Raw genomic sequence first — 26,194 nt, forward strand, 5'->3', positions numbered from 1 at the left:
TTAATTATGAGTTGCTCGAAAGAGCGAAAAAAATCAAGATCGAACTGTAGAGTTTGATCCTGGCTCAGATTGAACGCTGGCGGCATGCCTTACACATGCAAGTCGAACGGTAACAGGTCTTCGGATGCTGACGAGTGGCGAACGGGTGAGTAATACATCGGAACGTGCCCGATCGTGGGGGATAACGGAGCGAAAGCTTTGCTAATACCGCATACGATCTACGGATGAAAGCAGGGGACCGCAAGGCCTTGCGCGGACGGAGCGGCCGATGGCAGATTAGGTAGTTGGTGGGATAAAAGCTTACCAAGCCGACGATCTGTAGCTGGTCTGAGAGGACGACCAGCCACACTGGGACTGAGACACGGCCCAGACTCCTACGGGAGGCAGCAGTGGGGAATTTTGGACAATGGGCGAAAGCCTGATCCAGCCATGCCGCGTGCAGGATGAAGGCCTTCGGGTTGTAAACTGCTTTTGTACGGAACGAAAAGACTCTTTCTAATAAAGAGGGTCCATGACGGTACCGTAAGAATAAGCACCGGCTAACTACGTGCCAGCAGCCGCGGTAATACGTAGGGTGCGAGCGTTAATCGGAATTACTGGGCGTAAAGCGTGCGCAGGCGGTTATGTAAGACAGATGTGAAATCCCCGGGCTCAACCTGGGAACTGCATTTGTGACTGCATAGCTAGAGTACGGTAGAGGGGGATGGAATTCCGCGTGTAGCAGTGAAATGCGTAGATATGCGGAGGAACACCGATGGCGAAGGCAATCCCCTGGACCTGTACTGACGCTCATGCACGAAAGCGTGGGGAGCAAACAGGATTAGATACCCTGGTAGTCCACGCCCTAAACGATGTCAACTGGTTGTTGGGTCTTCACTGACTCAGTAACGAAGCTAACGCGTGAAGTTGACCGCCTGGGGAGTACGGCCGCAAGGTTGAAACTCAAAGGAATTGACGGGGACCCGCACAAGCGGTGGATGATGTGGTTTAATTCGATGCAACGCGAAAAACCTTACCCACCTTTGACATGTACGGAATCCTTTAGAGATAGAGGAGTGCTCGAAAGAGAATCGTAACACAGGTGCTGCATGGCTGTCGTCAGCTCGTGTCGTGAGATGTTGGGTTAAGTCCCGCAACGAGCGCAACCCTTGTCATTAGTTGCTACATTTAGTTGGGCACTCTAATGAGACTGCCGGTGACAAACCGGAGGAAGGTGGGGATGACGTCAAGTCCTCATGGCCCTTATAGGTGGGGCTACACACGTCATACAATGGATGGTACAAAGGGTCGCCAACCCGCGAGGGGGAGCCAATCCCATAAAGCCATTCGTAGTCCGGATCGCAGTCTGCAACTCGACTGCGTGAAGTCGGAATCGCTAGTAATCGTGGATCAGAATGTCACGGTGAATACGTTCCCGGGTCTTGTACACACCGCCCGTCACACCATGGGAGCGGGTTCTGCCAGAAGTAGTTAGCCTAACCGTAAGGAGGGCGATTACCACGGCAGGGTTCGTGACTGGGGTGAAGTCGTAACAAGGTAGCCGTATCGGAAGGTGCGGCTGGATCACCTCCTTTCTGGAAAACCGCATTCAATATTGAACGCCCACACTTATCGGTTGTTGGAACAAGCTGCTGACTTGCGAAGTCATTCGCAAAGAAGCGGAATGGGTCTGTAGCTCAGCTGGTTAGAGCACTGTGTTGATAACGCAGGGGTCGTTGGTTCGAGCCCAACTAGACCCACCAAATTCCAATTGCTAGATACGGTAAGAGGACACGGGGGATTAGCTCAGCTGGGAGAGCACCTGCTTTGCAAGCAGGGGGTCGTCGGTTCGATCCCGTCATCCTCCACCACCAACAAGCGGATAGTTTAGGAATTCAACACCAAAGCGGCTTTGATCAGAAATGGTTAAAGGCCTCTTTGTTGTTGATCAATATCATTTGATCAATCGGCTGTTCTTTAAAAATTCATAGAGTCGAATCAGAGTTGCTAGCGGAAACTGCGCATTCGTAAAGGTTTAGTGCAGACCGTGCCGCTAGCAACAAGAATTTTTGATTGCGTCAAAACGAATATTCAAACCTAGTTTGAAATTCTTAAGTAATACGATGACAACTCGAAAGGGTTGAAGTTGTTTACGGCATAACGCGTCAGGTGAAAGACCTGGCAAGTCCTTGAGATGACGGCGGTATCTTGAAAGAGATGTCAAAGTTATAGGGTCAAGTGACTAAGAGCATGTGGTGGATGCCTTGGCGATTACAGGCGACGAAAGACGTGATAGCCTGCGATAAGCTTCGGGGAGCTGGCAAATAAGCTTTGATCCGGAGATTTCTGAATGGGGAAACCCACCTCGCAAGAGGTATCGCATGATGAATACATAGTCATGCGAGGCGAACCGGGTGAACTGAAACATCTCAGTAGCTCGAGGAAAAGACATCAACCGAGATTCCGAAAGTAGTGGCGAGCGAAATCGGAAGAGCCTTCTAGTGATAGCACGACTGTTAGCAAAACGGAATGGAAAGTCCGGCCATAGCAGGTGATAGCCCTGTATGCGAAAACAGACGTGTGGTACTAAGCTAGAGAAAAGTAGGGCGGGACACGAGAAATCCTGTCTGAATATGGGGGGACCATCCTCCAAGGCTAAATACTCGTAATCGACCGATAGTGAACCAGTACCGTGAGGGAAAGGCGAAAAGAACCCCGGGAGGGGAGTGAAATAGATCCTGAAACCGCATGCTTACAAAAAGTAGGAGCCCTTAGGGGTGACTGCGTACCTTTTGTATAATGGGTCAGCGACTTACATTCAGTGGCAAGGTTAACCGAATAGGGAAGCCGTAGAGAAATCGAGTCCGAATAGGGCGAATCAGTCGCTGGGTGTAGACCCGAAACCAAGTGATCTATCCATGGCCAGGATGAAGGTGCCGTAACAGGTACTGGAGGTCCGAACCCACTAGTGTTGCAAAACTAGGGGATGAGCTGTGGATAGGGGTGAAAGGCTAAACAAACTTGGAAATAGCTGGTTCTCTCCGAAAACTATTTAGGTAGTGCCTCAAGTATTACCTGCGGGGGTAGAGCACTGTTTAGGCTAGGGGGTCATGGCGACTTACCAAACCTATGCAAACTCCGAATACCGCAGAGTACAGCTTGGGAGACAGAGCACCGGGTGCTAACGTCCGGACTCAAGAGGGAAACAACCCAGACCGCCAGCTAAGGTCCCTAAAATTGGCTAAGTGGGAAACGAAGTGGGAAGGCTAAAACAGTCAGGATGTTGGCTTAGAAGCAGCCATCATTTAAAGAAAGCGTAATAGCTCACTGATCGAGTCGTCCTGCGCGGAAGATGTAACGGGGCTAAGCCAGTTACCGAAGCTGCGGATGTGCAATTTATTGCACGTGGTAGGAGAGCGTTCTGTAGGCCTGTGAAGGTGTCTGGTAACGGATGCTGGAGGTATCAGAAGTGCGAATGCTGACATGAGTAGCGTTAAAGGGGGTGAAAAGCCCCCTCGCCGTAAGCGCAAGGTTTTCTACGCAACGTTCATCGGCGTAGAGTGAGTCGGCCCCTAAGGCGAGGCAGAGATGCGTAGCTGATGGGAAACAGGTCAATATTCCTGTACCGATCAATAGTGCGATGTGGGGACGGAGAAGGTTAGCTCAGCCAACTGTTGGATATGTTGGTTCAAGCCTGTAGTCGTGCCTGGTAGGCAAATCCGCCGGGCTTAGATGAGGGGTGATAACGAGTCTGCTTGCAGACGAAGTGAGTGATACCCTGCTTCCAGGAAAAGCCACTAAGCTTCAGCTATTGACGACCGTACCGCAAACCGACACTGGTGCGCGAGATGAGTATTCTAAGGCGCTTGAGAGAACTCAGGAGAAGGAACTCGGCAAATTGATACCGTAACTTCGGGAGAAGGTATGCCCCAAGTAGGTGAACCTGTACAAGGCGAGCCCAACGGGGTTGCAAAAAATCGGTGGCTGCGACTGTTTAATAAAAACACAGCACTCTGCAAACACGAAAGTGGACGTATAGGGTGTGACGCCTGCCCGGTGCTGGAAGATTAAATGATGGGGTGCAAGCTCTTGATTGAAGTCCCAGTAAACGGCGGCCGTAACTATAACGGTCCTAAGGTAGCGAAATTCCTTGTCGGGTAAGTTCCGACCTGCACGAATGGCGTAACGATGGCCACACTGTCTCCTCCTGAGACTCAGCGAAGTTGAAATGTTTGTGATGATGCAATCTCCCCGCGGAAAGACGGAAAGACCCCATGAACCTTTACTGTAGCTTTGTATTGGACTTTGAACAGATCTGTGTAGGATAGGTGGGAGGCTTTGAAGCAGGGTCGCTAGATCTTGTGGAGCCAACGTTGAAATACCACCCTGGTGTGTTTGAGGTTCTAACCTAGGTCCATTATCTGGATCGGGGACAGTGCATGGTAGGCAGTTTGACTGGGGCGGTCTCCTCCCAAAGCGTAACGGAGGAGTTCGAAGGTACGCTAGTTACGGTCGGACATCGTGACGATAGTGCAATGGCATAAGCGTGCTTAACTGCGAGACTGACAAGTCGAGCAGATGCGAAAGCAGGACATAGTGATCCGGTGGTTCTGTATGGAAGGGCCATCGCTCAACGGATAAAAGGTACTCTGGGGATAACAGGCTGATACCGCCCAAGAGTTCATATCGACGGCGGTGTTTGGCACCTCGATGTCGGCTCATCTCATCCTGGGGCTGTAGCCGGTCCCAAGGGTATGGCTGTTCGCCATTTAAAGAGGTACGTGAGCTGGGTTTAAAACGTCGTGAGACAGTTTGGTCCCTATCTTCCGTGGGCGCTGCAGATTTGAGGAAGCCTGCTCCTAGTACGAGAGGACCGGAGTGGACACACCTCTGGTGTATCGGTTGTCACGCCAGTGGCATTGCCGAGTAGCTAAGTGTGGAAGAGATAACCGCTGAAAGCATCTAAGCGGGAAACTCGTTTCAAGATGAGATCTGCCGGGGCCTTGAGCCCCCTAAAGAGTCGTTCAAGACCAGGACGTTGATAGGTCAGGTGTGGAAGCGCAGTAATGCGTTAAGCTAACTGATACTAATTGCTCGTGCGGCTTGACCCTATAACTTTGATAGTCGTTCTCTCCAACAGGTGAGACGCTCAAAGATTGTTATGCCAAGTTGACGCAGTCAAAAGACATAAAAATCTGATTCCAAACTCTATGAATTCGTTGGCCTGCTCTCAGAGCAGTTCGACACCAAGTTATGCCTGATGACCATAGCAAGTTGGTACCACTCCTTCCCATCCCGAACAGGACAGTGAAACGACTTTGCGCCGATGATAGTGCGGGTTCCCGTGTGAAAGTAGGTCATCGTCAGGCTCTTATAGCCCCAATACCCCTCAGTCTCCAAAGGACTGGGGGGTTTTGCGTTTGGGGGGGCGAAATTTGAAGCGTCAACCTCAACATCGGCATCCTGCCTTTTACTATGCAGTTACAAGATATTCTTTACTCCCAAGGTTTCGGAACACGCAGGGTTTGTGCGGGCCTGATACAGCAGGGCTGGGTATCGGTGTGTGACTCATCATTGGCGTCCGAATACAGGGTATCCATTGACGCTACCGCCCGGTTTGAACTGGATGGGCTCCACCTGCGGGTGCAGGGAGTCGACTGGCCTTATCAAGAGAAGGCCTACGTGCTTTTGCACAAGCCTGCTGGCACTGAATGCTCGCAGAAGCCGTCTACTTATCCCAGTATCTACACTTTGTTGCCCGGACCTTTGCGTCAACGTCCGACAAAGAGTGCCGTGCAAGGTGTTCAGGCGGTTGGGCGACTCGACCAAGATACGACAGGCATGTTGTTACTGAGCGATGATGGGCAATTCATTCATCGGATGAGCTCGCCAAAAAAACATGTCGCCAAGGTCTATCAGGTGACGACTAAGCACCCGGTTGATGGCGCTCAGGTGGAGAAACTACTCAGCGGGGTAGTGCTTGACGATGATCCCAAACCAGTTTGTGCCGCCGCGTGTGAAGTGGTGGAGAGTCACCGCCTGGATTTGACGTTGACTGAGGGCAAATACCACCAGGTTAAACGTATGCTTGCTGCGGTCGGTAACCGTGTTGAAGGGCTGCACCGCTCAAGAATCGGTGGCATGGATTTGCCTGGGGATCTCGGACCCGGAGAATGGAAATGGCTGAGTGCCGTGGACCTGCAGTTGTTGACGACGGTCAGTTCCTGATGGCCGCCGTCAGGGCGTTGAATCCATGCGGCGCCCCGGTGCGATCCCTTGTCTTTGAAGCGTTGCGGATCGGAGATTGGGGTGCTAAATATCAAAATGTTGCGTGTTCCGGCGCCGCCTCTTGGGGTGCCCAGAGCTACACTTCTCCGCTCTGTTGAAAGTGGTTGTGTGAAGTTTTTTTCTATAACACGTGCGTGCGTGGTCCTCATTGGACTGTCCGTGAATGTAGCGTTTGCGGCGATTCCCCCCTTGTTTGTGCTGAATTCTCTGGAAGCCAGCGTCAGTGTGATTGATCCTCTGACCTGGGCCGAAACCAGCCGGATATCTACCGGAAAAGAGCCGCATCATCTGTACCTCACTCCAGATGAAAAATCGCTCATCGTCGCCAATGCGTTGAGTGATACCTTGACCTTTCTGGATCCCCGGACCGCCCAGGTGCAGCGTACGATACAAGGCATCGTTGACCCCTACCATCTGCGGTTCAGTCCCGACATGAAGTGGTTCATCACTGCGGCGAACAGGCTCAATCACATCGATTTTTACCGATGGGACGGTAAGGACTTGAATCTTGTTCGACGGGTGGCTACGGGGCGTACACCGAGCCATCTCTGGATCGACAGCCGCAGCACTACCGTGTATTCGACCATGCAGGACAGCGATGAGTTGATTGCCGTCGACATCGCAACGCAGACAATCAAATGGCGCGTTCACACGGGTGCCATGCCCGCTGATGTGTTTGGGAGCGCTGACGACAAACGGATTTTCGTGGGCCTTACCGGTAGCGACAGTGTGGAAGTGTTTGATGTCTCCGGACCGCAGCCCGTGAGCATCAAGAAGATCAAGACGGGCAATGGGGCGCATGCTTTTCGCTCCGCCGGGGATGGGCGCCACCTTTATGTGAGCAATCGTGTCGCTAACTCCATCAGCAAGATCGATCTGGTGACGCAACAGGTGGTTGAATCCTATCCAGTGCCTGGAGGCCCGGACTGTATGGACGTTTCGGCCGACGGCCGGTTCATCTATGTCAGCTCACGGTGGGCGCGCAAACTGTCGGTGGTGGACACCGAGGCCAAGAAGGTGGTGCGCCAGGTGACGGTTGGCAAGTCGCCCCATGGTGTCTGGACCCTGCAACACGCGCGGCGTTGAAAGAGCAGGATGCGTGCACGTTTGACGGCCTCTGGCAACCATGTGCGCGGGTATACGATTGCTATTCTATTGATAGCTGGTTGCGCTTGTACATCAAGCGCTAATGCCCAAAAAGACTGTGATAAGCCGGTGTATCTGACGTTTGATACCGGCCACATGGAGATCGCACCGCTGGTGGCTGATGTGCTCAAGCGCCAACAAGTGAAGGTGACTTTCTTTGCGGCGAATGAACGCACCAAGCTAGGTGATGGCAGTCTCGGGGATTATTGGGCCCCGTGGTGGCGCGCCCGGGCCGCAGAGGGGCACGAGTTTGCGTCGCACACCTGGAACCACACCTATTGGCGAGCGGACTTTGGTAAGACCCGGCCGCCTTCATTTCGAGTGCGTCCGACGGCAGGAGCCCGGGAGGGCCAGACCTTTGTGATGTCTGCGCCTGAGTATTGCGAGGAAATTCGCCGTGCTTCGGATCGCCTCCAGGTGGTGACGGGCAAGGTGCCATTGCCGCTGTTTCGTGCACCTGGTGGAAAAACATCCCCCCTCCTGCTGGAGAGTGCGCAGGCCTGCGGATTCACGCATGTGGGTTGGTCGCCTGCCGGGTTTCTGGGTGACGAACTGCCGAGCGAGACGGCAAGCAATGAAACCCTCTTGCAAAAGGCGTTGCGTGATATACGCAGCGGCGATATTTTGCTGGCCCATCTGGGAATCTGGTCTCGCAGGGATCCATGGGCGCCCGCAGTGCTGGAGCCTTTGATTGCCGGGCTCAAACAGCAGGGCTTTTGCTTTCGTACCTTGCGCGAGCATCCTGATTTTGCCAAGCGCGTGGGGCGTTGACATGGCAACCTCCTGACGGGTTGCAGATGCGAGTGCGGCGGGAATATCTATTGGGGCTACCTCGGGCCGTGCCCGGCGGATAGCGGTGGACGGGTTTGGAAGGGTTGCGCAATGGGATGGCTTGGATGGCTCGGCAGTTGTTTTGATGGTGTGCAGCAATGGTTTTTTGAAAATCTGCTGCAGCCGCTGATGTTTTCGATGGGTTTGGCCAGTCTGCTGGAAAACGGCTACGAAGCCGCTGGCTGGCTTCTGGTGGGGGTGCTGCAGTTGGTGGTGATTGTGGTGGTGATCGGACCGCTGCAACGCCTGTGGCCGGTGGAACCCATCACAGACCGGGCGACGATTCGCACGGATATTCTCTACACCCTCATTCATCGGTTGGGTCTGTTTCGGCTGGCACTTTTTTTCACGGTCGACCCATTGGCAGACCGGTTGTTTGGTTCGCTACGGGTTGCTGGAATCAGCACGTTCCATATGGACGGTCTTTGGCCCGGAGTCACCGATATAGGCTGGGTCAGCTTGCTGCTCTATTTGGTGGTGTTTGATTTCGTGAATTACTGGATTCACCGGGGACAGCACCATTTTGAATGGTGGTGGCGCCTGCATTCTTTGCACCATGCCCAGCAACAGATGACCATGTGGAGCGACAACCGCAACCACCTGCTGGATGACGTGATTCGGGATGCGATCCTTGTTGCGGTGGCCCAGGTCATCGGGGTCGCACCGGGGCAGTTCATTGCCATCGTGGCCATCACCCAGCTCAGCGAAAGCTTTCAGCATGCCAATGTGCGCATGTGGTTTGGTCGATGGGGCGAGCGGTTGTGGATCAGCCCGCGTTTTCACCGGCGGCACCACAGCATTGGCATAGGCCATGAAACCGTCAAGGTAGCCTCTGCCGATGCGCAGTCTCCCGGAACGCGTGTGGTGCTCGGTGGTCACAATTTTGGTGTGCTGTTTCCTTGGTGGGACATGCTGATGCACACGGCCAATTTTGAGCTGCGTTATGACGCTACGGGCGTGCGCGACCAGGTCGAGCCCGCCGCCGCCGACGGCCCATTGCGGGACTACGGGCAGGGCTTCTGGTCCCAGCAGTGGCTGGGGGTTTTGCGGTTGTTTGGCAAGGCCTGAAGCCACGCAGAGCGCTCAGGGTATGCTTGCGCCAATGGGCTTACTTTTTGATTCTTTCTGGCGCGCGGCCGCCTATTGCATGCGGCCACGCGTGATGGCGTTGTCACTGCTGCCGCTGCTGCTGATGGCGGCATTGGCTCTTGGATTGGGGCATTTCTACTGGGATGCGGCGGTGCGCTTCATGCATTCGTTGCTGGAGTCGTCGGCGCTGCTGGCCAGCATCTGGAGCTGGCTGCAGGGATGGGGGCTGGGGGACGTGACTTCGGTGATGGCTCCCCTGATGGTCGTGCTGGCGGTGGCACCGGTGCTTGTGGTGGTCTCGTTATTGTTGGTGGCGGTGTTGATGACACCGGCGTTGGTGTCCCTGGTGGCCAATCGCCGCTTCCCGAATCTGGAGCGCAAGAAGGGTGGTTCGTTTGTGGCCAGCGTGGCCTGGTCGCTGGGCTCCACATTGCTGGCGTTGGTGGCGCTTGTCGTGTCTGTCCCGCTGTGGCTGGTGCCGCCCCTGGTGCTTGTGTTGCCGCCATTGATCTGGGGGTGGCTGACCTACCGTGTGATGGCCTTTGATGCGCTGGCGGAGCATGCCAGCAAAGACGAGCGGCGGGAGATATTTCGCCGCCATCGCGCCAGTCTGCTGGGCATCGGCATTCTGACGGGCTATCTGGGTGCCGCACCCAGCGTGGTGTGGGCGTCTGGTGTGGTGTTTGCCGCAGCGTTTTTTGTTCTTGTGCCGTTAGCCATCTGGATATACACCCTGGTTTTCGCGTTTTCGTCGCTTTGGTTCACGCACTATGGGCTGGCTGCTTTGCAGCGCCTCCGGGCTGAGACTTCCACTGGTGTTGGTGTTGCCGCTGCACCAGGGCCCCATTACCATATGGGCAGCCCTGACAACCCTGCACTGGCCAGCGCGGAAAGCCCTGTGGTCGCGCCTTCATCCGAATTCCCCGCAAGCGGAGCCCCAACGCCATGACCCCAACCTTCGGCCTCATCATCGTGGGCGATGAAATACTGTCTGGCAAACGCGCAGACAAACACCTGCCCAAAGTGATTGAACTCCTCTCAGGACGCGGTCTGGCATTGGCATATGCAGACTATGTGGGCGACAACCCGGATAGGATCACGTCCACGCTGCAACGGGCCTTTGCTTCAGGCGATGTGGTGTTCTCGTGTGGAGGCATTGGCGCCACGCCCGACGACCATACAAGGCAATGTGCGGCGCGCGCCTTGGGCAGCGACTTGGAGCTTCATGCCGAAGCCGAGGTATTGATTCGCGAGCGAATGCGGGATGTCGCGCGTGAGCAGGGTGTCCCCTATGAGGCAGATCGTCCTGACAACATCCACCGCCTCAATATGGGGATGTTCCCTGCAGGTGCCCGCATCATCCCCAATCCCTACAACAAGATTCCGGGCTTCAGCTGTAATGGCGTCGGTGCCGGGGCCGTGCACTTTGTGCCAGGTTTCCCTGTAATGGCGTGGCCCATGATCGAATGGGTGCTGGACCACCGTTACGCCGACCATTTCAATCGCACGCCGCAAACCGAACAATCCGTGGTGGTGTACGGCGCCATGGAGGCTGCTTTGACACCGCTCATGCAGCGCATCGAAACCAAACATCCACAGGTGCGTGTATTCAGTTTGCCCAGCGTGGATCATCCACAATACGGGCGGCATATTGAGCTAGGCGTCAAAGGCCCGGCATCGGCTGTCCCAGCCGCCTGGCAGCAACTCAAAGATGGATTGCACAAATTTGGTGCGCAGCTTGGCCCTGAATTGGTGCGAAATCTTTGATGTATGCCTCGCACAATGGTTTGCACTGCTTTGGTGCATTGACGGAGTTCCGTGTCGTCGCCTAGTTCGTAGTGCCCTTTCGTAGTGCGGTTGATGCACCGGGCTGGCACGCAAACTGCTTTTGTTTATTCAAACTCTTTTTTCAACAAGCGCTTTACCCAGGAGAACCTGATGGCCAAGACCGTTTCCGATGTGATGAAGATGGTGAAGGAGAACGAAGTCAAGTTCGTTGACTTCCGTTTTACCGATACCCGGGGCAAAGAACAGCACGTTACCGTGCCTGTGTCTCACTTCGACGAAGACAAGTTCACTTCGGGCCACGCGTTTGACGGTTCTTCCGTGGCTGGCTGGAAGGGCATTGAAGCGTCGGACATGCAGCTCATGCCCGACCCCAACACGGCCAACCTCGATCCGTTCTTTGAAGAAACCACGCTGTTCCTGCAGTGCGACGTGATCGAGCCTGGCGATGGCAAGGCCTACGACCGCGATCCACGCTCCATCGCCAAGCGCGCTGAAGCCTACCTCAAGGCCTCTGGCCTGGGCGACACGGCCTACTTCGGCCCAGAGCCTGAATTCTTTATCTTCGACGGCGTGCGCTGGTCCAACGAGCCCGGCAAGGTCATGTTCGAGATCGAAGAGTACGAAGCCCCCTGGAACTCGGGCGCCAAGCTCGAAGGCGGCAACCGTGGCCACCGTCCCACCGTCAAGGGCGGCTACTTTCCCGTGCCTCCCGTCGACAGCACGCAAGACATGCGCGCCGAGATGTCCCTGATTCTCGAATCCCTGGGCATCCCCGTCGAAGTGTTCCACCACGAAGTGGCGGGCGCTGGCCAAAACGAAATCGGCACGCGTTTCAGCACGCTGGTCGAGCGAGCTGACTGGACGCAGGTGCTGAAGTACGTGGTCTGGAACGTGGCCAACGCCTACGGCAAAACCGCCACCTTCATGCCCAAGCCCTACGCTGGCGACAACGGCTCCGGTATGCACGTGCACCAGTCCATCTGGAAAGACGGCAAGAACCTGTTCGCTGGCGACGGCTATGCGGGCCTGTCGGACTTCGCGCTGTACTACATCGGCGGCATCATCAAGCACGCACGTGCCCTGAACGCCATCACCAACCCCGGTACCAATTCGTACAAGCGTCTGGTGCCTGGCTATGAAGCCCCGGTGAAGCTGGCCTACTCGGCCCGCAACCGCTCGGCCTCGATCCGCATTCCTTACGTCGCCAACCCCAAGGGCCGCCGCATCGAAGCGCGCTTCCCCGATCCATCGGCCAACCCATACCTGTGCTTCTCGGCGCTGATGATGGCCGGCCTTGATGGCGTGGAAAACAAGATCCATCCCGGCGAAGCCGCCACGAAGGACCTGTACCATCTGCCGCCCGAAGAAGACAAGCTGGTGCCTACCGTATGCCACAGCCTGGACCAGGCGCTGGAATATCTCGACAAGGACCGCAGCTTCCTGACCAAGGGTGGTGTGTTCTCTGACGCCATGCTCGACGCATACATCGAGCTCAAGATGGGTGAAGTCACGCGTTTCCGCATGGCACCTCATCCCGTTGAATACGATATGTATTACTCGCTGTAATTGCCTGCCTGCAGGTCATTACGTTGGAAAGGCGGCGCAAGCCGCCTTTTTTTATGGAGCGTTGTCTATAGAGCGATCTCCTGCGGAACCTCATGGGCCCGTGTTGCCTCATTACCTTTACAACGCCCCTGGCAAGGTCGGCCGTTGTTGCGTTGGAGATGTGGGGGGATTCGGAGATACTCTCCTGTCCCCGGCATGTCAATGCGAGGAACCTGAATGAAATACACGCTCATCACCCTGCTACTCATCGTCTCTTCCGTTCCCGCAGCCCTGGCGCAAGACCGCATCTACCGCTGTGGCAACGAATACACCAACAACGCCAGCCAGTCCAAGGAGCGCGGCTGCAAACTGGTTGAAGGCGGAAACGTCACGGTTTTGCAGGGCAATCGCCCTGCGTCCGGTGCGGCCCCAGCTGCCAGTGGCGGCGCCGCTGCCACTTCGCCTTCCACGGCCCCCCGCGTGAGCAACAGTGACCAAAAAGCCCGTGACTCCGATGCACGGGCCATTCTGGAGTCTGAATTGCGCAAGGCCGAAGCGCGGTACGCAGAACTGGCGAAGGAATACAACAACGGTGCGCCTCAACGCAATGCGCTGGATCTGCGCAACCCGCAGCAATACATGGATCGGACTGCCGAGCTCAAGGCGAGCCTGGCCCGCAGTGAGAGCGACGTCGCAGGCATCAAGCGCGAGCTGGCACGACTGCCTGCCGCCGCTGCCAATTAACCAGCGCTGCTGCGTGTGAGCTCTTCTCCACCCCTTGCACCGTCCAGGCCAGGCTCCGGGCGGTTTCATTCGCTTGATCTGATGTCCACCCTGGTGGCCGTGTTGCGAGCCAGCGACGGTGCCGTGCAGTTTGCCAATGCCGCGCTGGAGAACACGCTGGGCCTGTCGCGGCGCACGCTGGAAGGGGCTGACTTCTCCGGCTTTTTTACCGACCCCGCGCTGCTGCAGACGGCGCTTGCGGGCGCACGTGGCAAAGACTTTGCCGCGCTGCGTTACGAAACCAGCCTCAAGCGCCTGCACCAGGAGCCAGTGCCGGTGCACGTGAGCGTGGCCGACGCAGAGCAGGTGGGCGAGATTCTGGTGGAGCTGTGGCCGCTGGAGCAGCAGGCGCGGCAAGATCGTGAAGAGCGTCTGCGCGACCAGGCTGCGGCCAACAAGGAGCTGATCCGCAATCTGGCCCATGAGATCAAGAACCCGCTGGGTGGAATCCGTGGCGCCGCGCAGCTGCTGGAGATGGAGCTGGAGAGCCGAGAGCTTCACGAATACACGCAGGTCATCATCCATGAGGCCGATCGCCTGCAAAGCCTGGTTGACCGGTTGCTGGCTCCGCACCGGCACCCCCATCTGGTGGGCGACGTCAATATCCACGAGGTGTGTGAACGTGTGCGCTCTCTGGTGTTGGTGGAGTACCCGCAGGGCCTCAAGGTGCAGCGCGACTACGACACGTCGATCCCGGAGTTCCGCGGCGACCGCGCCCAGCTCATCCAGGCCCTGCTCAACATTGTGCAAAACGCCGCGCTGGCGCTGTCTGACCGCATTGCGGCCGGAGACGCGGTGATCACGTTGCGCACCCGTGTCGCCCGACAAGTAACGTTTGGTCGCCAGCGCTACCGGCTGGCACTGGAATTGCATGTCATCGACAACGGACCGGGCGTGCCCGATGCCATCAAGGAGCGTATTTTTTACCCTCTGGTATCGGGTCGGGACGGTGGATCGGGGCTGGGGCTTACGTTGGCACAAACCTTCGTGCAGCGCCACCACGGGTTGATCGAATGCGACAGCGTACCGGGTCGCACCGACTTTCGAATCCTGATCCCCTTGCCTTAAAAGCGCACGACGGTCCCTGACATACAACCACAGGGAAGGTTAGAAAAATATGAAGCCGATCTGGTTAGTGGATGACGACCCCTCGATCCGCTTCGTCCTGGAGAAGGCACTGGCCCGTGAAAACCTGCCCACCCGCAGCTTCACCCACCCCCGCGAAGTGCTGGATGCCCTTGCCGACATCACCGCCGGAGACCCAGCGCGCCAAAGCCCCCAAGTGCTGGTGAGCGACATTCGCATGCCTGGTGGCTCGGGCCTGCAGTTGCTCGAGAAGGTGCGCGAGCTGCAGCCCGGTCTGCCCGTCATTATCATGACGGCCTATTCCGATCTGGACAGTGCGGTGTCGGCGTTTCAGCGCGGAGCGTTTGAATACCTGCCCAAGCCTTTTGACTTGCCCAAAGCGGTCGAACTGATCCGCCGCGCGGTGGAGGAAAGCCAGCGCGAGGAAGTCACCGAAGTGCGCCAGGCGGCTACCCCCGAAATGCTCGGCCAGGCGCCTGCGATGCAAGACGTGTTCCGCGCCATCGGCCGCTTGAGCCAAAGCCAGGTCACCGTGCTCATCACGGGCGAATCGGGCTCGGGCAAAGAGCTGGTGGCGCGCGCATTGCACAAACACTCGCCCGTGGCTGACGGCCCCTTTGTGGCCATCAACACGGCAGCCATCCCCAAGGACCTGCTGGAATCCGAGCTGTTTGGCCACGAGCGCGGCGCCTTCACTGGCGCGCAGACGCAACGGCGTGGGCGCTTCGAACAGGCCGAAGGCGGCACCTTGTTCCTCGATGAAATCGGCGACATGCCCTTTGACCTGCAGACGCGCCTGCTGCGTGTGCTGTCGGACGGCCAGTTCTATCGCGTAGGCGGCCATGCTGCCGTGAAAGCCCACGTGCGCGTGATCGCCGCCACCCACCAGGACTTGGAGCGGCGCGTCAAGGAAGGGGGCTTTCGTGAGGACTTGTTTCACCGCCTGAACGTCATCCGCCTGCGCTTGCCCGCGCTGCGCGAGCGCCATGAAGACGTGCCCATGCTCACGCGCCACTTCTTGCAGCAAAGCGCGCGGCAACTGGGTGTGGAGCCCAAACGCATATCCGATGCGGCCCTGGCGCGGCTGGAGCAGTTTGCTTTTCCGGGCAACGTGCGCCAACTCGAGAACATCTGCCACTGGCTCACCGTGATGGCACCTGCCCAGACGGTGTCCACACAAGACTTGCCACCCGAAGTGCTGGAAGCGCCCGCCCCGCGTGACGCGGTGGTGCGGGCTGCGCCGATCGAAGCGCCAGTGATGCCGCCCCTGGGCATGGGCGTTGCGGCGGCTGTTGCTGCCGCTCCGTCTGCAGAGTTTGCAGCGGCCGCGCCATCGTTGCCTGCAGCCCCCGCGGGGCAGGGTGCGGGCCCGGCGGCTGTGGCTGAGGCGGGTACGGCGGGTGCAGGCCTGGGCCATGCAGGCATGCCCTCGCCCATGACCGACATCGCTTTGGCTGCCGCACCGCTGGCCGCATCGATACCACTCAGCTGGGAGCAATCGCTGGAGACCGAGGCGCACAAGCTCTTGGCAGGCGGGCAGCCCGAGGTGTGGGATGCGCTCATGCGGCGCTTTGAGTCGCGCCTTATCCGTACGGCCCTCGTGGCCACACACGGTCGGCGCATGGAGGCCGCGCAGCGTCTGGGTATTGGGCGCAACACCATCACGCGCAAGATCCAGGAGCTGGGGCTCGACGCGCCGGATGAGGCATGAAAATGGCTGCTGGCGCTTTATTTATAAGCGCTAGCAGCTATCGAATATGTAGCATCGGCGCCGCACTGAGGCGGAGTCTGTGGGGCCCGTGCGGTGCTGGGCAACCCCGATGCCAGGTGCGGCAGGGGCTGGCCCCCTGTCCTACACACAGGCCCTCCATGGGCCGACCTCCGGGTTGATTGACCGCTTCAAGAATGAAGTCACTGTCAACCAACCGGAGAATTTCTATGTCGGATTTCAACGATGCCAACCGTGACCCGCTGACCAACGAGCCGGGTGCTCACCCTGTCGGCACTGGCGTAGGCGCTGCCATGGGCGCCGCAGCAGCAGGTGCAGCCGCAGGCGCCTTGGGTGGCCCGATCGGTGCCGCGATTGGTGGCGTGGCTGGCGCGGTCGTCGGTGGCCTTGCTGGTAAGGCGGCAGCCGAATCGGTCAACCCCACCGCAGAAGATGCGTACTGGCGCGACGCCTATGAGCGTGAGCCCTACTTTGTGAGCGGCCGCACTTACGATCAATACCGCCCGGCGTATGAGCTGGGCTGGGGTTCTGTGGGCCGCTACGAAGGCGACTTCGACGCTATCGAGCCACGCCTGGCCGACGACTGGCGTGCACGCCACGCGGCGCAAGGCTTGGCCTGGACCGATGTCCGCCCGGCCACCCGTGCTGCCTGGGAGCGAGCCTCCCGTGCGCGCAGCAGCGATGACCAGCGTCCCATGGATGTGATCGATAACGATGATGTGGTCGATGTGCTCAATGACTTGCTGGAGTCGGCGCGCGACGGTGAATTCGGCTTTCATTCCTGCTCCGAACACGCCGATTCGGGCGAGCTCAAGGGCATCTTCCAGCGCCACTCGCGGGAGTGTGCCGCTGCGGCCATGGAGCTGGAGCACGAAATCCGCCGCCTCAACGGCGAACCTGCTTCGGGCGGCACCGTGGCTGGGGCTCTGCACCGTGGCTGGGTTTCGGTCAAGACGGCTCTTTCCACCCGCGACGATAAATCAGTGCTCGAAGAGTGCGAGCGCGGTGAAGACGCCGCCGTGGCCCGTTACCACAAGGCGCTGAAGTCCACGCTGCCCTTTGATGTGCGTGCGCTCATCGAGCGCCAGGCGCAGGGTGCGCAGCGCAATCACGACGAAGTGCGCGCATTTCGTGATGGGTTTTCGCCCCAGCGTTAATGGGGGTAAGTGGGCGTTAGTGGGCGTTGATGCAAGCCGCTGATATGCCGCTGCCCAGGGCTCGATGTTGCCCTGCAGCAGGTCAAGAGCGTCGGTCATAGCCCGGTTGCAATGCCTGCGGCGGTCTGCCCATACGACGCCATACGAAAAGGCTGCCAAGGTAAAACTTGGCGGCCTTTTTTTGCGTTGCTGCGCGTACGTCTGCCCAACTTTGCCGCGCGGCACTGGGGCCGCTGCTGCCGCTACACAGTGCCCGGGCAGGCCAGTCAGCCCAGCGTAACCACCACAGGCGCGTGGTCGCTGGGCTGTGGGTTCTTGCGCGGCGCGCGGTCCACCGTGCAGGCCACCACGCTAGGCCGCAATGCTTCGCTGACCAGAATGTGGTCGATGCGCAGCCCCCGGTTCTTTTGAAAACCCAGCATGCGGTAGTCCCACCAGGAGAAGCTTTTTTCGGGCTGATCGAACATGCGAAACGCATCGGTCAGCCCGAGCGCCAGCAGCGCCTGGAAATGTGCGCGCTCTTCGGTGGTGTGGTGAATGGTTTCGCGCAGGCCCTCGGGGTCGTACGAGTCGCGGTCTTCGGGGGCCACGTTGAAGTCGCCGACCAGCACCAGGCGCGGGTGGGTTGCCATCTCGGCGCGCACCATGTCTTGCAGGGCCTGCAGCCAGCGCATTTTGTAGGCGAACTTTTCCGAGCCGGGCTCCTGGCCGTTCACAAAATACCCGTTGAGCAGGCGCAACGGTCCGGTGGGTGTGTCAAACGTCGCCCCGATGACGCGGGCCTGCTCGTCGCCAAAGGCGGGGATGTTGCGCACCACGTCGCGCAGCGGATGGCGGCTCAGGATGGCCACGCCGTTATAGGTTTTCTGGCCAAAGGCTGCTGTCTCGTAGCCGGCTTCTTTCAGCGCCTCGTGGGGAAACTTGTCGTCCGTGAGCTTGAGCTCTTGCAGGCACAGGGCGTCCACCGGGTTGCTGGCCAGCCAGGCCAGCACCTGCGGCAGGCGTACGGTCAGGGAGTTGATGTTCCAGGTGGCGATTTGCATGGTTTTTGGCCGATAGCGCTCATGGATAAAGCGCTGGCAGCTATCAAAAAGTGAGTAAATGGGGTGGCAAGGGGCAGGGCGCCATCAGGCGCGGCGCACACGGGTCACAAAGTGGAACGGCAGCCCGTTGGTGCTGACGTGGTGGTGGCGGGCTGTCTCCACCCATTCTGCGCCGAGCACGGGGGCATAGGCATCGCCGTCAAAGTCTTGCGTTATCTCCGTCACCTCCACGCAGTCCGCCAGGGGCAGGGCCTCGGCATACATCTGCGCGCCGCCGATGACCCACACGGTCTGGCCCGCATCGCACTGTGCCAGTGCCTCGGCCAGGCTGCCCGCGCGGTGGGCGCCCTCGGCCTGCCAGTCGGCCTGGCGCGTCACCACGATGTTGGTGCGGCCGGGCAGGGGGCGAAAGCGCGGCGGCAGCGAGTCCCAGGTCTTGCGGCCCATGACCACGGGGCACCCCTGGGTGAGCTGCTTGAAGTGCGCCATGTCCTCGGGGATGTGCCAGGGCAGGCGGTTGTCCTTGCCGATGACGCCGTTGGCAGCGCGGGCGTAGATAAGGTGCAGGGGCATGGGGCTCGGTGCTCAGTGCTTTGGGGTTGATCGGATCAGATGTGCAAAAACGCCAGCGCGCCCACACCCAGGCCCACGGCCGCCACGCCATACATGCCGTATTCCAGCCATTTCTTTCGGGTCAGCAGCGCGATGGCTGCCAGCGCAATCGCTACCTGCAGCGCGGTGGTGGCCTGTGCCCAGCGGTGGTGCTGGTGCATCTGGGCCTCGCTTTGGTGATCGAAGGCGAGGGCATCGGCCTCCAGCTTCTCGGCCTCCGTCTTGATCGCGTTCTTTTCCTTCTCGTAGCGGTCCACGTTGCCCTGGTATCTGGCCTTCTCGGGCTCGGTGGGGGTCAGGTCGCGGGCCAGCTCGGCCAGGGCCTGCTTGGTGCTCTTGGACTGGAAATAATTCCACTGGTTGGAGGCTTCCGTCTTCTTGATGGCCGCGTCGTTCTTCATCAGGCCCGCGTTGGCCTGCGTGGCACCACCCATGTACGAAAACAGCGCGCCCACCGTGGCCACGATGGCGGTGAACATGGCGATCTTGTTGACCGACGAGCCGTTGCCGCCTTCGGCTCCGTGGTCTGCTGCATGCTCGCCGTGGCCTTGGGTAGCGTGCTCGACTGCGTGGTCGTGGGGGCCGTGTACGTGAAATCCGCCGGAAGACATGGATGCAAGTTCTCGATGTGGATGGTGAAAAGAGGCGGGGCGCAACCATGGCGCCGTGCCCGGGGGAATCGGTCTGAGGGGGAAGGGGCTCTTCGGTGGCGACCGCGTGCGGTCAGACCGCCACCGGCGCCTTGATGGCCGGGTGGCACTGGTAGTCCAGCACTTCAAAATCTTCGAACTGGTAGTCGAAGAGGCTGCCGGGTCGGCGCTTGATGTTCAGCACCGGGTAGGGATAGGGCGTGCGCGCCAATTGGGTCTGCACTTGCTCGTGGTGGTTGCTGTAGATGTGGCAGTCGCCGCCCGTCCAGATGAAGTCACCCACGTCCAGGTCACATTGCTGCGCCACCATATGTGTCAGCAACGCATAGCTGGCGATGTTGAAGGGCACACCCAAAAAGATGTCGGCGCTGCGCTGGTAGAGCTGGCAGCTCAGCGTGCCGCGCCCGCCGGGCTGCTGCGCGGGGGCCACGTAAAACTGAAAAAACGCGTGGCAGGGCATGAGCGCCATCTTGTGCAGCTCGGCCACGTTCCAGGCGCTCACGATGATGCGGCGCGAGTCGGGGTTGGTCTTGAGTGTCTGGATGACGTCGCTGATCTGGTCGATGTGCCCGCCGTCCGGCGTGGGCCAGCTGCGCCACTGCACGCCGTACACGGGGCCCAGGTCACCATCCTCGCGCGCCCATTCGTCCCAGATGGTGACGCCGCGCTCTTTCAGCCAGTTGTTGTTGCTCGATCCGGTCAGGAACCACAGCAGCTCCTGGATGATGGATTTGAGGTGCACCTTCTTGGTCGTGATCAGCGGAAAGCCTTCCTTGAGGTCAAACCGCATCTGGTGGCCAAACACGCTCTTGGTGCCGGTGCCCGTGCGGTCGGATTTATCCACGCCGTGGGTGAACACATGGCGCATGAAGTCTTCGTATTGCGAGCGAACTGGGCGGGCGGTGGCGGCTAGTGGCGGGGTCATGCGAAGGGGCTCATCACGGGTGAAAGGAAACTGCACGTGCCCGGCCGTAGCGATGTGTCTGTGGAGTGGGCGCGCCGCTGGATTTTATGCGGCCCGCCCCGCGCGCGGCCAGCGGTGGGGCAAGTCTGCGGTGCCACAGAAGTTTTTGGCCAAATAGGCTGCTAGCGCTTATGCATAAAGCGCTAGCAGCTATTAATTTGATAGTTTTTGCTCCGGCCGGCAGGACATTTCATACAGAAACATCAAAACGCCCCAGCCGGGAGGCGCAGTGAGATACGCGCCGTTAGATACCCAGTTGAGACCGATAGGTATAAATCCCAAGATGCTGGTGCATAAAAGTATCTTTGATGACATGGGGAGTATCAATCTGGCATGCCAGCATCGGTATCGTTCAGACCGTCAATGCCCCCCCTTGTCTGGTCGGTGTTGAGTGGCAGATTGCAGAATCTTATAACCAAGGAGACCTTTCGAATGCCTCATTTCAACCGAGTTGCCATGCCCACGCGCCTGGCCCTGGCCGTTGCGCTGGCCTTGACTTCGCTGTGCGGCGCCGCCAGCGCGCAGACCGAGCTGGTCATCGCCACCGTGAATAACGGCCACATGATCGAGATGCAAAAGCTCAGCAAGAACTTCGAGCAGGCGAACCCCGACATCAAGCTCAACTGGGTGACGCTCGAAGAAGGCGTGCTGCGCCAGCGCGTGACGACCGACATCGCCACCAAGGGCGGCCAGTTCGACGTGATGACCATCGGCATGTACGAAGCGCCCATCTGGGGCAAGAAGGGCTGGCTGCAGGAGCTGAAAACCGACGCAGCCTACGACGTGGACGACCTGCTGCCCGCCGTGCGCAATGGCCTGACCGTGGGCGGCAAGCTGTTTGCCGCGCCGTTCTATGGCGAAAGCTCGATGCTCATGTACCGCAAGGACCTGGCCGACAAGGCCGGCGTGCAGGTGCCCGAGCGCCCCACCTGGCCGCAGATCAAAGACCTGGCCGCCAAGATGCACGACCCCAAGAACGGCGTGTACGGCATCTGCCTGCGCGGCAAGCCGGGCTGGGGCGACAACATGGCGTTTTTGACCACGCTGGTCAACACCTTCGGCGGCCAGTGGTTTGACATGCAGTGGAAGCCGCAGCTCGAATCCAAGCCCTGGAAGGACGCGATCACCTTCTACGTGGACCTGCTCAAGAACTATGGCCCGCCCGGCTCGTCGGCCAACAGCTTCAATGAAATCCTGGCACTCACCAACTCCGGCAAGTGCGGCATGTGGGTGGACGCGACCATCGCGGCCTCGTTCGTGAGCGACCCCAAGCAGTCCAAGGTGGCCGACCAGATGGCCTTTGCCCAGGCCCCCACCATGAACACGCCCAAGGGCGCCAACTGGCTGTGGTCATGGAATCTGGCCATTCCCGCAGGGTCGAAGAAGGTGGAGGCCGCACAGAAGTTCATCACCTGGTCCACCAGCAAGGAGTACATCCAGCTGGTCGCCAAGACCAACGGCTGGGCCAATGTGCCCACCGGCACACGCAAGAGCACCTACGCGGCGCCAGAGTTCCAGAAGGCGGCCCGCTTTGCCGCCGCAGAGAAGACCGCCATCGACTCGGCCAACCCGACCGATTCGACGCTGCCCAAGAGCCCGTATGTGGGCGTGCAGTTTGCGGCGATTCCTGAGTTCCAGGCCATCGGCATTGCCGTGGGGCAGCAGATGAGTTCTGCACTGGCCGGCAAGACGACGGTGGACGCGGCGCTCAAGGCCAGCCAGGTGGCGGCCGACCGTGAGATGAAGAAAGCCGGCTACTACAAATAGGCATTCATTCGGCTACTGCGCGGGCCGATCCGGGGCCGGTGTTCCTCGCCGTACGGGAGTACGGCTGCGGTACAGCGACCCCGCCTCGACCCGCTCGCTACGCCGACTGACCGCCTATTGCGCTGCTGGTTTTAATTTCATCTGGCAAAGCTGGATTCTCCCGAGACCCTCATGAACCGCCGCCTGCTCCCCCGCCTGCTGCTCACGCCAGCCATGGTCACGCTCTTCCTGTGGATGATCGTGCCGCTGGTGATGACGCTCTATTTCTCGTTCATCCACTACAACCTGATGCAGCCGGACCAGACCGGTTTTGCCGGGCTGGAGAACTTTGAGTACTTCGTCACCGACCCTTCGTTTGGCACGGCGGTGCTCAACACGTTGCTGCTGCTGGGCAGCGTGATCCTCATCACGGTGGTGTTCGGCGTGGCGATCGCGCTGCTCATCAACGAGCCGTTTCCGGGCCGGGGCATCGTGCGGGTGTTGTTGATCTCTCCGTTCTTCGTCATGCCCACGGTGAATGCGTTGATGTGGAAGAACATGATGATGAACCCCATCTACGGCGTGCTCGCGCAGGTGTGGATGTTCTTTGGCGCACAGCCGGTGGACTGGCTCACGGACTTGCCGCTGTTCTCGGTCATCGTGATGGTTGCGTGGCAGTGGCTGCCCTTTGCCACGTTGATCTTCATGACTGCGCTGCAGAGCATGAACCACGAGCAGCTCGAAGCCTCGCGCATGGATGGCGCCAACTACCTGCAGCAACTGCGCTACCTGTATGTGCCGCACCTGGGCCGCTCGGTGGCCGTGGTGGTGATGATCGAACTCATCTTTTTGCTCAGCATCTTTGCCGAGATCTACACCACCACGGGTGGAGGGCCGGGCGATGCAAGCACCAACGTCACCTTCCTGATCTTCAAGCAGGCGCTGCTCAATTTCGATGCGGGCGTGGCCTCGGCGGGTGCGCTGTTCGCCGTGCTGCTGGCCAATATCGCGGCCGTTTTTTTGATCCGCATGGTCGGCAAGAACCTCGACAAGTAACCCAAGCATCACCATGACCGCCCGACGCCGTTCTTCCTACCCCCTGGGCCTGCTGGCCTTGCGCACCGTGGCTGCCTGGGGCGTGGCCCTGCTGCTGTTCTTCCCGCTGGGCTGGCTGCTGCTGACCGCGTTCAAGACCGAGCTGCAGGCCATCGCCGTGCCACCGCTGCTGTTCTTCACCCCCACGTTCGAGAACTTCCACGAGGTGCAGGAGCGCAGCGACTACCTGCTGTACGCCAAGAATTCGGTCATCACCAGCGTGCTCTCCACCGTGGTGGGGCTCATGCTGGCCGCGCCCGCGGCGTATGCCATGGCCTTCTTCAAGGGCAAGTACACCAAGGACATCCTCATGTGGATGCTCTCCACCAAGATGATGCCCGCCGTGGGCGCATTTGTGCCCATCTACGTGCTGGCGCAAAAGAGCCATCTGCTCGATACGCAGCTGGCGCTGATCATCGTGTTCGCGCTGTCCAACCTGCCCATCATGGTCTGGATGCTGTACTCGCACTTCAAGGACATTCCGCGCGAGATTCTGGAAGCCGCACGCATGGACGGTGCCACGCTGTGGCAAGAGGTGCGCCTGGTGCTGCTGCCGCTGGGCATGGGCGGGCTCGCGTCCACGGGCCTGCTGTGCCTGGTGCTGTCGTGGAACGAGGCCTTCTGGAGCCTGAACCTCAGCGCTGCCAAGGCGGGCACGCTGGCCACGCTCATCGCGTCGTACTCCAGCCCCGAGGGCCTGTTCTGGGCCAAGTTGTCTGCCGCGTCGCTCATGGCGATTGCGCCCATCGTGGTGTTTGGCTGGTTCAGTCAGAAGCAACTGGTGCAAGGCCTGACCTTTGGCGCCGTGAAGTAACGCGCAGCCCTTCATCCCAACGCAATCAAGTTTTCAGGAACCCGATTCCATGGCCTACCTTCAACTGCGCGGCATCGAGAAATTCTTTGATGAACACCGCGTCATCAAGGGCATCGACCTCACCATCCAGCAAGGCGAGTTCATCGTCTTCGTTGGTCCCTCGGGCTGCGGCAAGTCCACGCTGCTGCGGCTGATCGCGGGGCTCGAGAACATCGACGGCGGCACCCTGATGCTGGACGGCCGCGACATCACCGACCAGCCATCGAGCAAGCGCGACCTGGCCATGGTGTTCCAGAGCTATGCGCTGTACCCGCACATGAGCGTGTACGAGAACATGAGCTTTGCGCTCAAGCTCGCCAAGGTGGACAAACAGGTGATCGACGAGAAGGTGCAGAACGCCGCGCGCATCCTCAACCTCACGCAGTACCTGCAGCGCACGCCCAAGGAGCTGTCGGGCGGGCAGCGCCAGCGCGTGGCCATCGGCCGCGCCATCGTGCGTGCGCCCAAGGTGTTTTTGTTTGACGAGCCGCTGTCCAACCTCGACGCAGCGCTGCGCGGCCAGACCCGGGTGGAGATCGCCAAGCTGCACCGCGACCTGGACGCCACCACGATCTACGTCACGCATGACCAGGTGGAGGCCATGACGCTGGCCGACCGCGTGGTGGTGCTGCGCGACGGCATCATCGAGCAGGTGGGCACGCCGCTGGAGTTGTATGACCGGCCCGCCAACCAGTTCGTGGCCCAGTTCATCGGCACGCCGCAGATGAACGTGGTGCCCCTGCCGCAGCTGCCACCGCCCGTGCAACAGCAGGCGCCTGCCGGGGCCGAGGGCGGCGCCATCGGCCTGCGCCCCGAGAACATCAGCGTGCGCGACACCGGTGCGACGCTTGTGCCGGGCCAGGTGGACCTGGTCGAAGCACTGGGCGCCGAGACGCTGATTTACGTGAGCACGCCCGGTGGCGCGCAGTTTGTGGCCCGCCAGAACGACCGCACCGGCCTGCGTGCGGGCGATGCGGTCAGCCTGGACATCGACGCTTCGCAAGCCCATTGGTTCGACCCGAACGGCCGCGTGGTGGCCCGCCAGGCCGCATGACCGCCATGACTGCTTCCATGCCCCCCGGACAAGCACTTCATGGCAAGGTGGCGGCCGTCACCGGCGCTGCATCGGGCATCGGCTTTGCCAGTGCCCAAGCCATGGCCGACGCGGGTGCGCATGTGGTGTTGATCGACCGTGACGAGGCCGCGCTGGCCAAGGCCTGTGCCGCCATCGGCGCGTGTGCCTTGCCGCTGGTGCTGGACCTGCTGGACGCCAAGCAGTGCGCGAGTCTGCTGGCGCGCACGCTGGCCATCGCCGGGCAGCTCGACATCTTTCACGCCAACGCCGGGCTGTATGTGGGCGGAGATCTGGTGGACGCCGACCCCGACGCCATCGACCGCATGCTCCACCTGAACGTCAACGTGGTGATGAAAAACGTGCACAACGTGTTGCCCCACATGATCGAGCGCGGCACGGGCGACATCATCGTCACCAGCTCGCTGGCCGCGCATTTCCCCACGCCGTGGGAGCCGGTGTATGCCTCGTCCAAGTGGGCGGTCAACTGCTTTGTGCAGACCGTGCGCCGCCAGGTGTTCAAGCACGGCATCCGCGTCGGCGCCATCTCGCCCGGCCCGGTCATCACCTCGCTGTTGGCCGACTGGCCTGCGGAGAAGCTCGCAGAAGCCAAGGCCAGCGGCAGCCTCATCGAGGCCGCCGAAGTGGCCGAGGTGGTGCTCTTCATGCTCACCCGGCCACGCGGCATGACCATCCGCGACGTGGTGATGATGCCCACGAATTTTGATCTCTAGAACC

The 26,194-nt window shown here is 59.6% G+C and carries 20 protein-coding genes, 2 tRNA genes and 3 rRNA genes; 21 read left to right on the forward strand and 4 right to left on the reverse strand.

Going from position 1 to position 26,194, the window contains the following annotated elements; all coding sequences use genetic code 11:
• Positions 1 to 41: 41 nt before the first annotated feature.
• From KI609_RS08530 to KI609_RS08605, 16 genes are all read left to right on the forward strand, one after another.
• Positions 42 to 1,574: ribosomal RNA gene (locus KI609_RS08530) — 16S ribosomal RNA — on the forward strand.
• 91 nt (positions 1,575 to 1,665) lie between these two features.
• A tRNA-Ile gene (locus KI609_RS08535) sits at positions 1,666 to 1,742 on the forward strand.
• Between the two features lie 32 nt (positions 1,743 to 1,774).
• Positions 1,775 to 1,850 (forward strand) — tRNA-Ala (locus KI609_RS08540).
• A gap of 361 nt (positions 1,851 to 2,211) precedes the next feature.
• Positions 2,212 to 5,090: ribosomal RNA gene (locus tag KI609_RS08545) — 23S ribosomal RNA — on the forward strand.
• A gap of 145 nt (positions 5,091 to 5,235) precedes the next feature.
• Positions 5,236 to 5,348 (forward strand): 5S ribosomal RNA (gene rrf / locus KI609_RS08550).
• The 16S, 23S and 5S rRNA genes sit together here with 2 tRNA genes alongside, the layout of an rRNA operon.
• A 106-nt stretch (positions 5,349 to 5,454) precedes the next feature.
• Positions 5,455 to 6,207 (forward strand): pseudouridine synthase, encoded by a 753-nt coding sequence (locus KI609_RS08555; RefSeq protein ID WP_226449062.1) that lies wholly within the window; start codon positions 5,455 to 5,457, stop codon positions 6,205 to 6,207.
• Between the two features lie 168 nt (positions 6,208 to 6,375).
• On the forward strand, positions 6,376 to 7,353 hold the full coding sequence (locus tag KI609_RS08560; protein ID WP_226449064.1) for a YncE family protein: 978 nt from the start codon (positions 6,376 to 6,378) through the stop codon (positions 7,351 to 7,353).
• A gap of 9 nt (positions 7,354 to 7,362) precedes the next feature.
• Positions 7,363 to 8,184, forward strand: a complete 822-nt coding sequence (locus tag KI609_RS08565; RefSeq protein WP_226449066.1) for a polysaccharide deacetylase family protein — start codon at positions 7,363 to 7,365, stop codon at positions 8,182 to 8,184.
• Between the two features lie 111 nt (positions 8,185 to 8,295).
• Positions 8,296 to 9,312: a sterol desaturase family protein gene (locus tag KI609_RS08570; protein WP_226449069.1), complete on the forward strand. Its 1,017-nt coding sequence runs from the start codon at positions 8,296 to 8,298 to the stop codon at positions 9,310 to 9,312.
• Between the two features lie 34 nt (positions 9,313 to 9,346).
• Positions 9,347 to 10,282: an EI24 domain-containing protein gene (locus tag KI609_RS08575; RefSeq protein WP_226449071.1), complete on the forward strand. Its 936-nt coding sequence runs from the start codon at positions 9,347 to 9,349 to the stop codon at positions 10,280 to 10,282.
• Entirely contained in the window at positions 10,279 to 11,100 is an 822-nt protein-coding gene (locus KI609_RS08580) for a competence/damage-inducible protein A (protein WP_226449073.1), read from the forward strand. The genes KI609_RS08575 and KI609_RS08580 overlap by 4 nt, the downstream gene beginning before the upstream one ends.
• 171 nt (positions 11,101 to 11,271) lie before the next feature.
• Positions 11,272 to 12,687, forward strand: a complete 1,416-nt coding sequence (gene glnA, locus KI609_RS08585) for a type I glutamate--ammonia ligase (RefSeq protein WP_226449075.1) — start codon at positions 11,272 to 11,274, stop codon at positions 12,685 to 12,687.
• A gap of 216 nt (positions 12,688 to 12,903) precedes the next feature.
• Entirely contained in the window at positions 12,904 to 13,410 is a 507-nt protein-coding gene (locus KI609_RS08590) for a hypothetical protein (RefSeq protein ID WP_226449078.1), read from the forward strand.
• An 81-nt stretch (positions 13,411 to 13,491) separates the two neighbouring features.
• On the forward strand, positions 13,492 to 14,517 hold the full coding sequence (glnL, locus tag KI609_RS08595) for a nitrogen regulation protein NR(II) (protein WP_226449080.1): 1,026 nt from the start codon (positions 13,492 to 13,494) through the stop codon (positions 14,515 to 14,517).
• A gap of 49 nt (positions 14,518 to 14,566) precedes the next feature.
• Positions 14,567 to 16,246 carry a nitrogen regulation protein NR(I) gene (gene ntrC / locus KI609_RS08600; protein ID WP_226449082.1) on the forward strand — a complete coding sequence of 560 codons (1,680 nt, stop codon included), beginning with the start codon at positions 14,567 to 14,569 and terminating at the stop codon, positions 16,244 to 16,246.
• Between the two features lie 227 nt (positions 16,247 to 16,473).
• A complete protein-coding gene (locus KI609_RS08605) occupies positions 16,474 to 17,421 on the forward strand; it encodes a ferritin-like domain-containing protein (protein ID WP_226449084.1) in 948 nt (315 codons plus the stop codon).
• Between the two features lie 266 nt (positions 17,422 to 17,687).
• On the opposite strand, the gene xth is transcribed toward KI609_RS08605, so the two are convergent.
• The 4 genes from xth to KI609_RS08625 all read right to left on the reverse strand — a co-directional run bounded on the left by xth (position 17,688) and on the right by KI609_RS08625 (position 20,651).
• Positions 17,688 to 18,464: an exodeoxyribonuclease III gene (xth, locus tag KI609_RS08610; protein ID WP_226449086.1), complete on the reverse strand. Its 777-nt coding sequence runs from the start codon at positions 18,462 to 18,464 to the stop codon at positions 17,688 to 17,690.
• Positions 18,465 to 18,548: 84 nt separating this feature from the next.
• Positions 18,549 to 19,037 (reverse strand): dihydrofolate reductase, encoded by a 489-nt coding sequence (locus KI609_RS08615; protein WP_226449088.1) that lies wholly within the window; start codon positions 19,035 to 19,037, stop codon positions 18,549 to 18,551.
• A gap of 35 nt (positions 19,038 to 19,072) precedes the next feature.
• Positions 19,073 to 19,687, reverse strand: a complete 615-nt coding sequence (locus KI609_RS08620) for a DUF4337 domain-containing protein (protein ID WP_226449090.1) — start codon at positions 19,685 to 19,687, stop codon at positions 19,073 to 19,075.
• A gap of 112 nt (positions 19,688 to 19,799) precedes the next feature.
• Positions 19,800 to 20,651, reverse strand: coding sequence for a thymidylate synthase (locus KI609_RS08625; RefSeq protein WP_226449092.1), 852 nt, complete (start codon positions 20,649 to 20,651; stop codon positions 19,800 to 19,802).
• A 495-nt stretch (positions 20,652 to 21,146) separates the two neighbouring features.
• Here KI609_RS08625 and KI609_RS08630 point away from each other — a divergent pair, with 495 nt between their 5' ends.
• The 5 genes from KI609_RS08630 (at position 21,147) to KI609_RS08650 (ending at position 26,190) form a co-directional block, all read left to right on the forward strand.
• Positions 21,147 to 22,457 (forward strand): ABC transporter substrate-binding protein, encoded by a 1,311-nt coding sequence (locus tag KI609_RS08630; RefSeq protein WP_413463390.1) that lies wholly within the window; start codon positions 21,147 to 21,149, stop codon positions 22,455 to 22,457.
• Between the two features lie 171 nt (positions 22,458 to 22,628).
• The gene (locus tag KI609_RS08635) at positions 22,629 to 23,492 is read left to right on the forward strand and encodes a carbohydrate ABC transporter permease (RefSeq protein WP_226449096.1); all 864 of its coding nucleotides are present in this window, start codon (positions 22,629 to 22,631) and stop codon (positions 23,490 to 23,492) included.
• 13 nt (positions 23,493 to 23,505) lie between these two features.
• Positions 23,506 to 24,345 (forward strand): carbohydrate ABC transporter permease, encoded by an 840-nt coding sequence (locus tag KI609_RS08640; RefSeq protein ID WP_226449098.1) that lies wholly within the window; start codon positions 23,506 to 23,508, stop codon positions 24,343 to 24,345.
• 49 nt (positions 24,346 to 24,394) lie between these two features.
• Positions 24,395 to 25,438 (forward strand): ABC transporter ATP-binding protein, encoded by a 1,044-nt coding sequence (locus KI609_RS08645; protein ID WP_226449101.1) that lies wholly within the window; start codon positions 24,395 to 24,397, stop codon positions 25,436 to 25,438.
• A 17-nt stretch (positions 25,439 to 25,455) separates the two neighbouring features.
• Positions 25,456 to 26,190, forward strand: coding sequence for an SDR family oxidoreductase (locus KI609_RS08650; RefSeq protein WP_226449103.1), 735 nt, complete (start codon positions 25,456 to 25,458; stop codon positions 26,188 to 26,190).
• Positions 26,191 to 26,194 lie beyond the last annotated feature (4 nt).

This window comes from Acidovorax radicis (assembly GCF_020510705.1).
In the GTDB taxonomy this organism is placed as follows: domain Bacteria; phylum Pseudomonadota; class Gammaproteobacteria; order Burkholderiales; family Burkholderiaceae_C; genus Acidovorax; species Acidovorax radicis_A.

What these genes read in the sequence shown, in the direction of transcription:
- KI609_RS08555 (WP_226449062.1), top strand. Translation starts at nt 5,455, where the DNA reads ATGCAGTTACAAGATATTCTTTACTCCCAAGGTTTCGGAACACGCAGG.
- KI609_RS08565 (WP_226449066.1), top strand. Translation starts at nt 7,363, where the DNA reads ATGCGTGCACGTTTGACGGCCTCTGGCAACCATGTGCGCGGGTATACG.
- KI609_RS08570 (WP_226449069.1), top strand. Translation starts at nt 8,296, where the DNA reads ATGGGATGGCTTGGATGGCTCGGCAGTTGTTTTGATGGTGTGCAGCAA.
- KI609_RS08575 (WP_226449071.1), top strand. Translation starts at nt 9,347, where the DNA reads ATGGGCTTACTTTTTGATTCTTTCTGGCGCGCGGCCGCCTATTGCATG.
- KI609_RS08580 (WP_226449073.1), top strand. Translation starts at nt 10,279, where the DNA reads ATGACCCCAACCTTCGGCCTCATCATCGTGGGCGATGAAATACTGTCT.
- glnA (WP_226449075.1), top strand. Translation starts at nt 11,272, where the DNA reads ATGGCCAAGACCGTTTCCGATGTGATGAAGATGGTGAAGGAGAACGAA.
- KI609_RS08590 (WP_226449078.1), top strand. Translation starts at nt 12,904, where the DNA reads ATGAAATACACGCTCATCACCCTGCTACTCATCGTCTCTTCCGTTCCC.
- glnL (WP_226449080.1), top strand. Translation starts at nt 13,492, where the DNA reads ATGTCCACCCTGGTGGCCGTGTTGCGAGCCAGCGACGGTGCCGTGCAG.
- ntrC (WP_226449082.1), top strand. Translation starts at nt 14,567, where the DNA reads ATGAAGCCGATCTGGTTAGTGGATGACGACCCCTCGATCCGCTTCGTC.
- KI609_RS08605 (WP_226449084.1), top strand. Translation starts at nt 16,474, where the DNA reads ATGTCGGATTTCAACGATGCCAACCGTGACCCGCTGACCAACGAGCCG.
- xth (WP_226449086.1), bottom strand. Translation starts at nt 18,464, where the DNA reads ATGCAAATCGCCACCTGGAACATCAACTCCCTGACCGTACGCCTGCCG.
- KI609_RS08615 (WP_226449088.1), bottom strand. Translation starts at nt 19,037, where the DNA reads ATGCCCCTGCACCTTATCTACGCCCGCGCTGCCAACGGCGTCATCGGC.
- KI609_RS08620 (WP_226449090.1), bottom strand. Translation starts at nt 19,687, where the DNA reads ATGTCTTCCGGCGGATTTCACGTACACGGCCCCCACGACCACGCAGTC.
- KI609_RS08625 (WP_226449092.1), bottom strand. Translation starts at nt 20,651, where the DNA reads ATGACCCCGCCACTAGCCGCCACCGCCCGCCCAGTTCGCTCGCAATAC.
- KI609_RS08630 (WP_413463390.1), top strand. Translation starts at nt 21,147, where the DNA reads ATGCCCACGCGCCTGGCCCTGGCCGTTGCGCTGGCCTTGACTTCGCTG.
- KI609_RS08635 (WP_226449096.1), top strand. Translation starts at nt 22,629, where the DNA reads ATGAACCGCCGCCTGCTCCCCCGCCTGCTGCTCACGCCAGCCATGGTC.
- KI609_RS08640 (WP_226449098.1), top strand. Translation starts at nt 23,506, where the DNA reads ATGACCGCCCGACGCCGTTCTTCCTACCCCCTGGGCCTGCTGGCCTTG.
- KI609_RS08645 (WP_226449101.1), top strand. Translation starts at nt 24,395, where the DNA reads ATGGCCTACCTTCAACTGCGCGGCATCGAGAAATTCTTTGATGAACAC.
- KI609_RS08650 (WP_226449103.1), top strand. Translation starts at nt 25,456, where the DNA reads ATGCCCCCCGGACAAGCACTTCATGGCAAGGTGGCGGCCGTCACCGGC.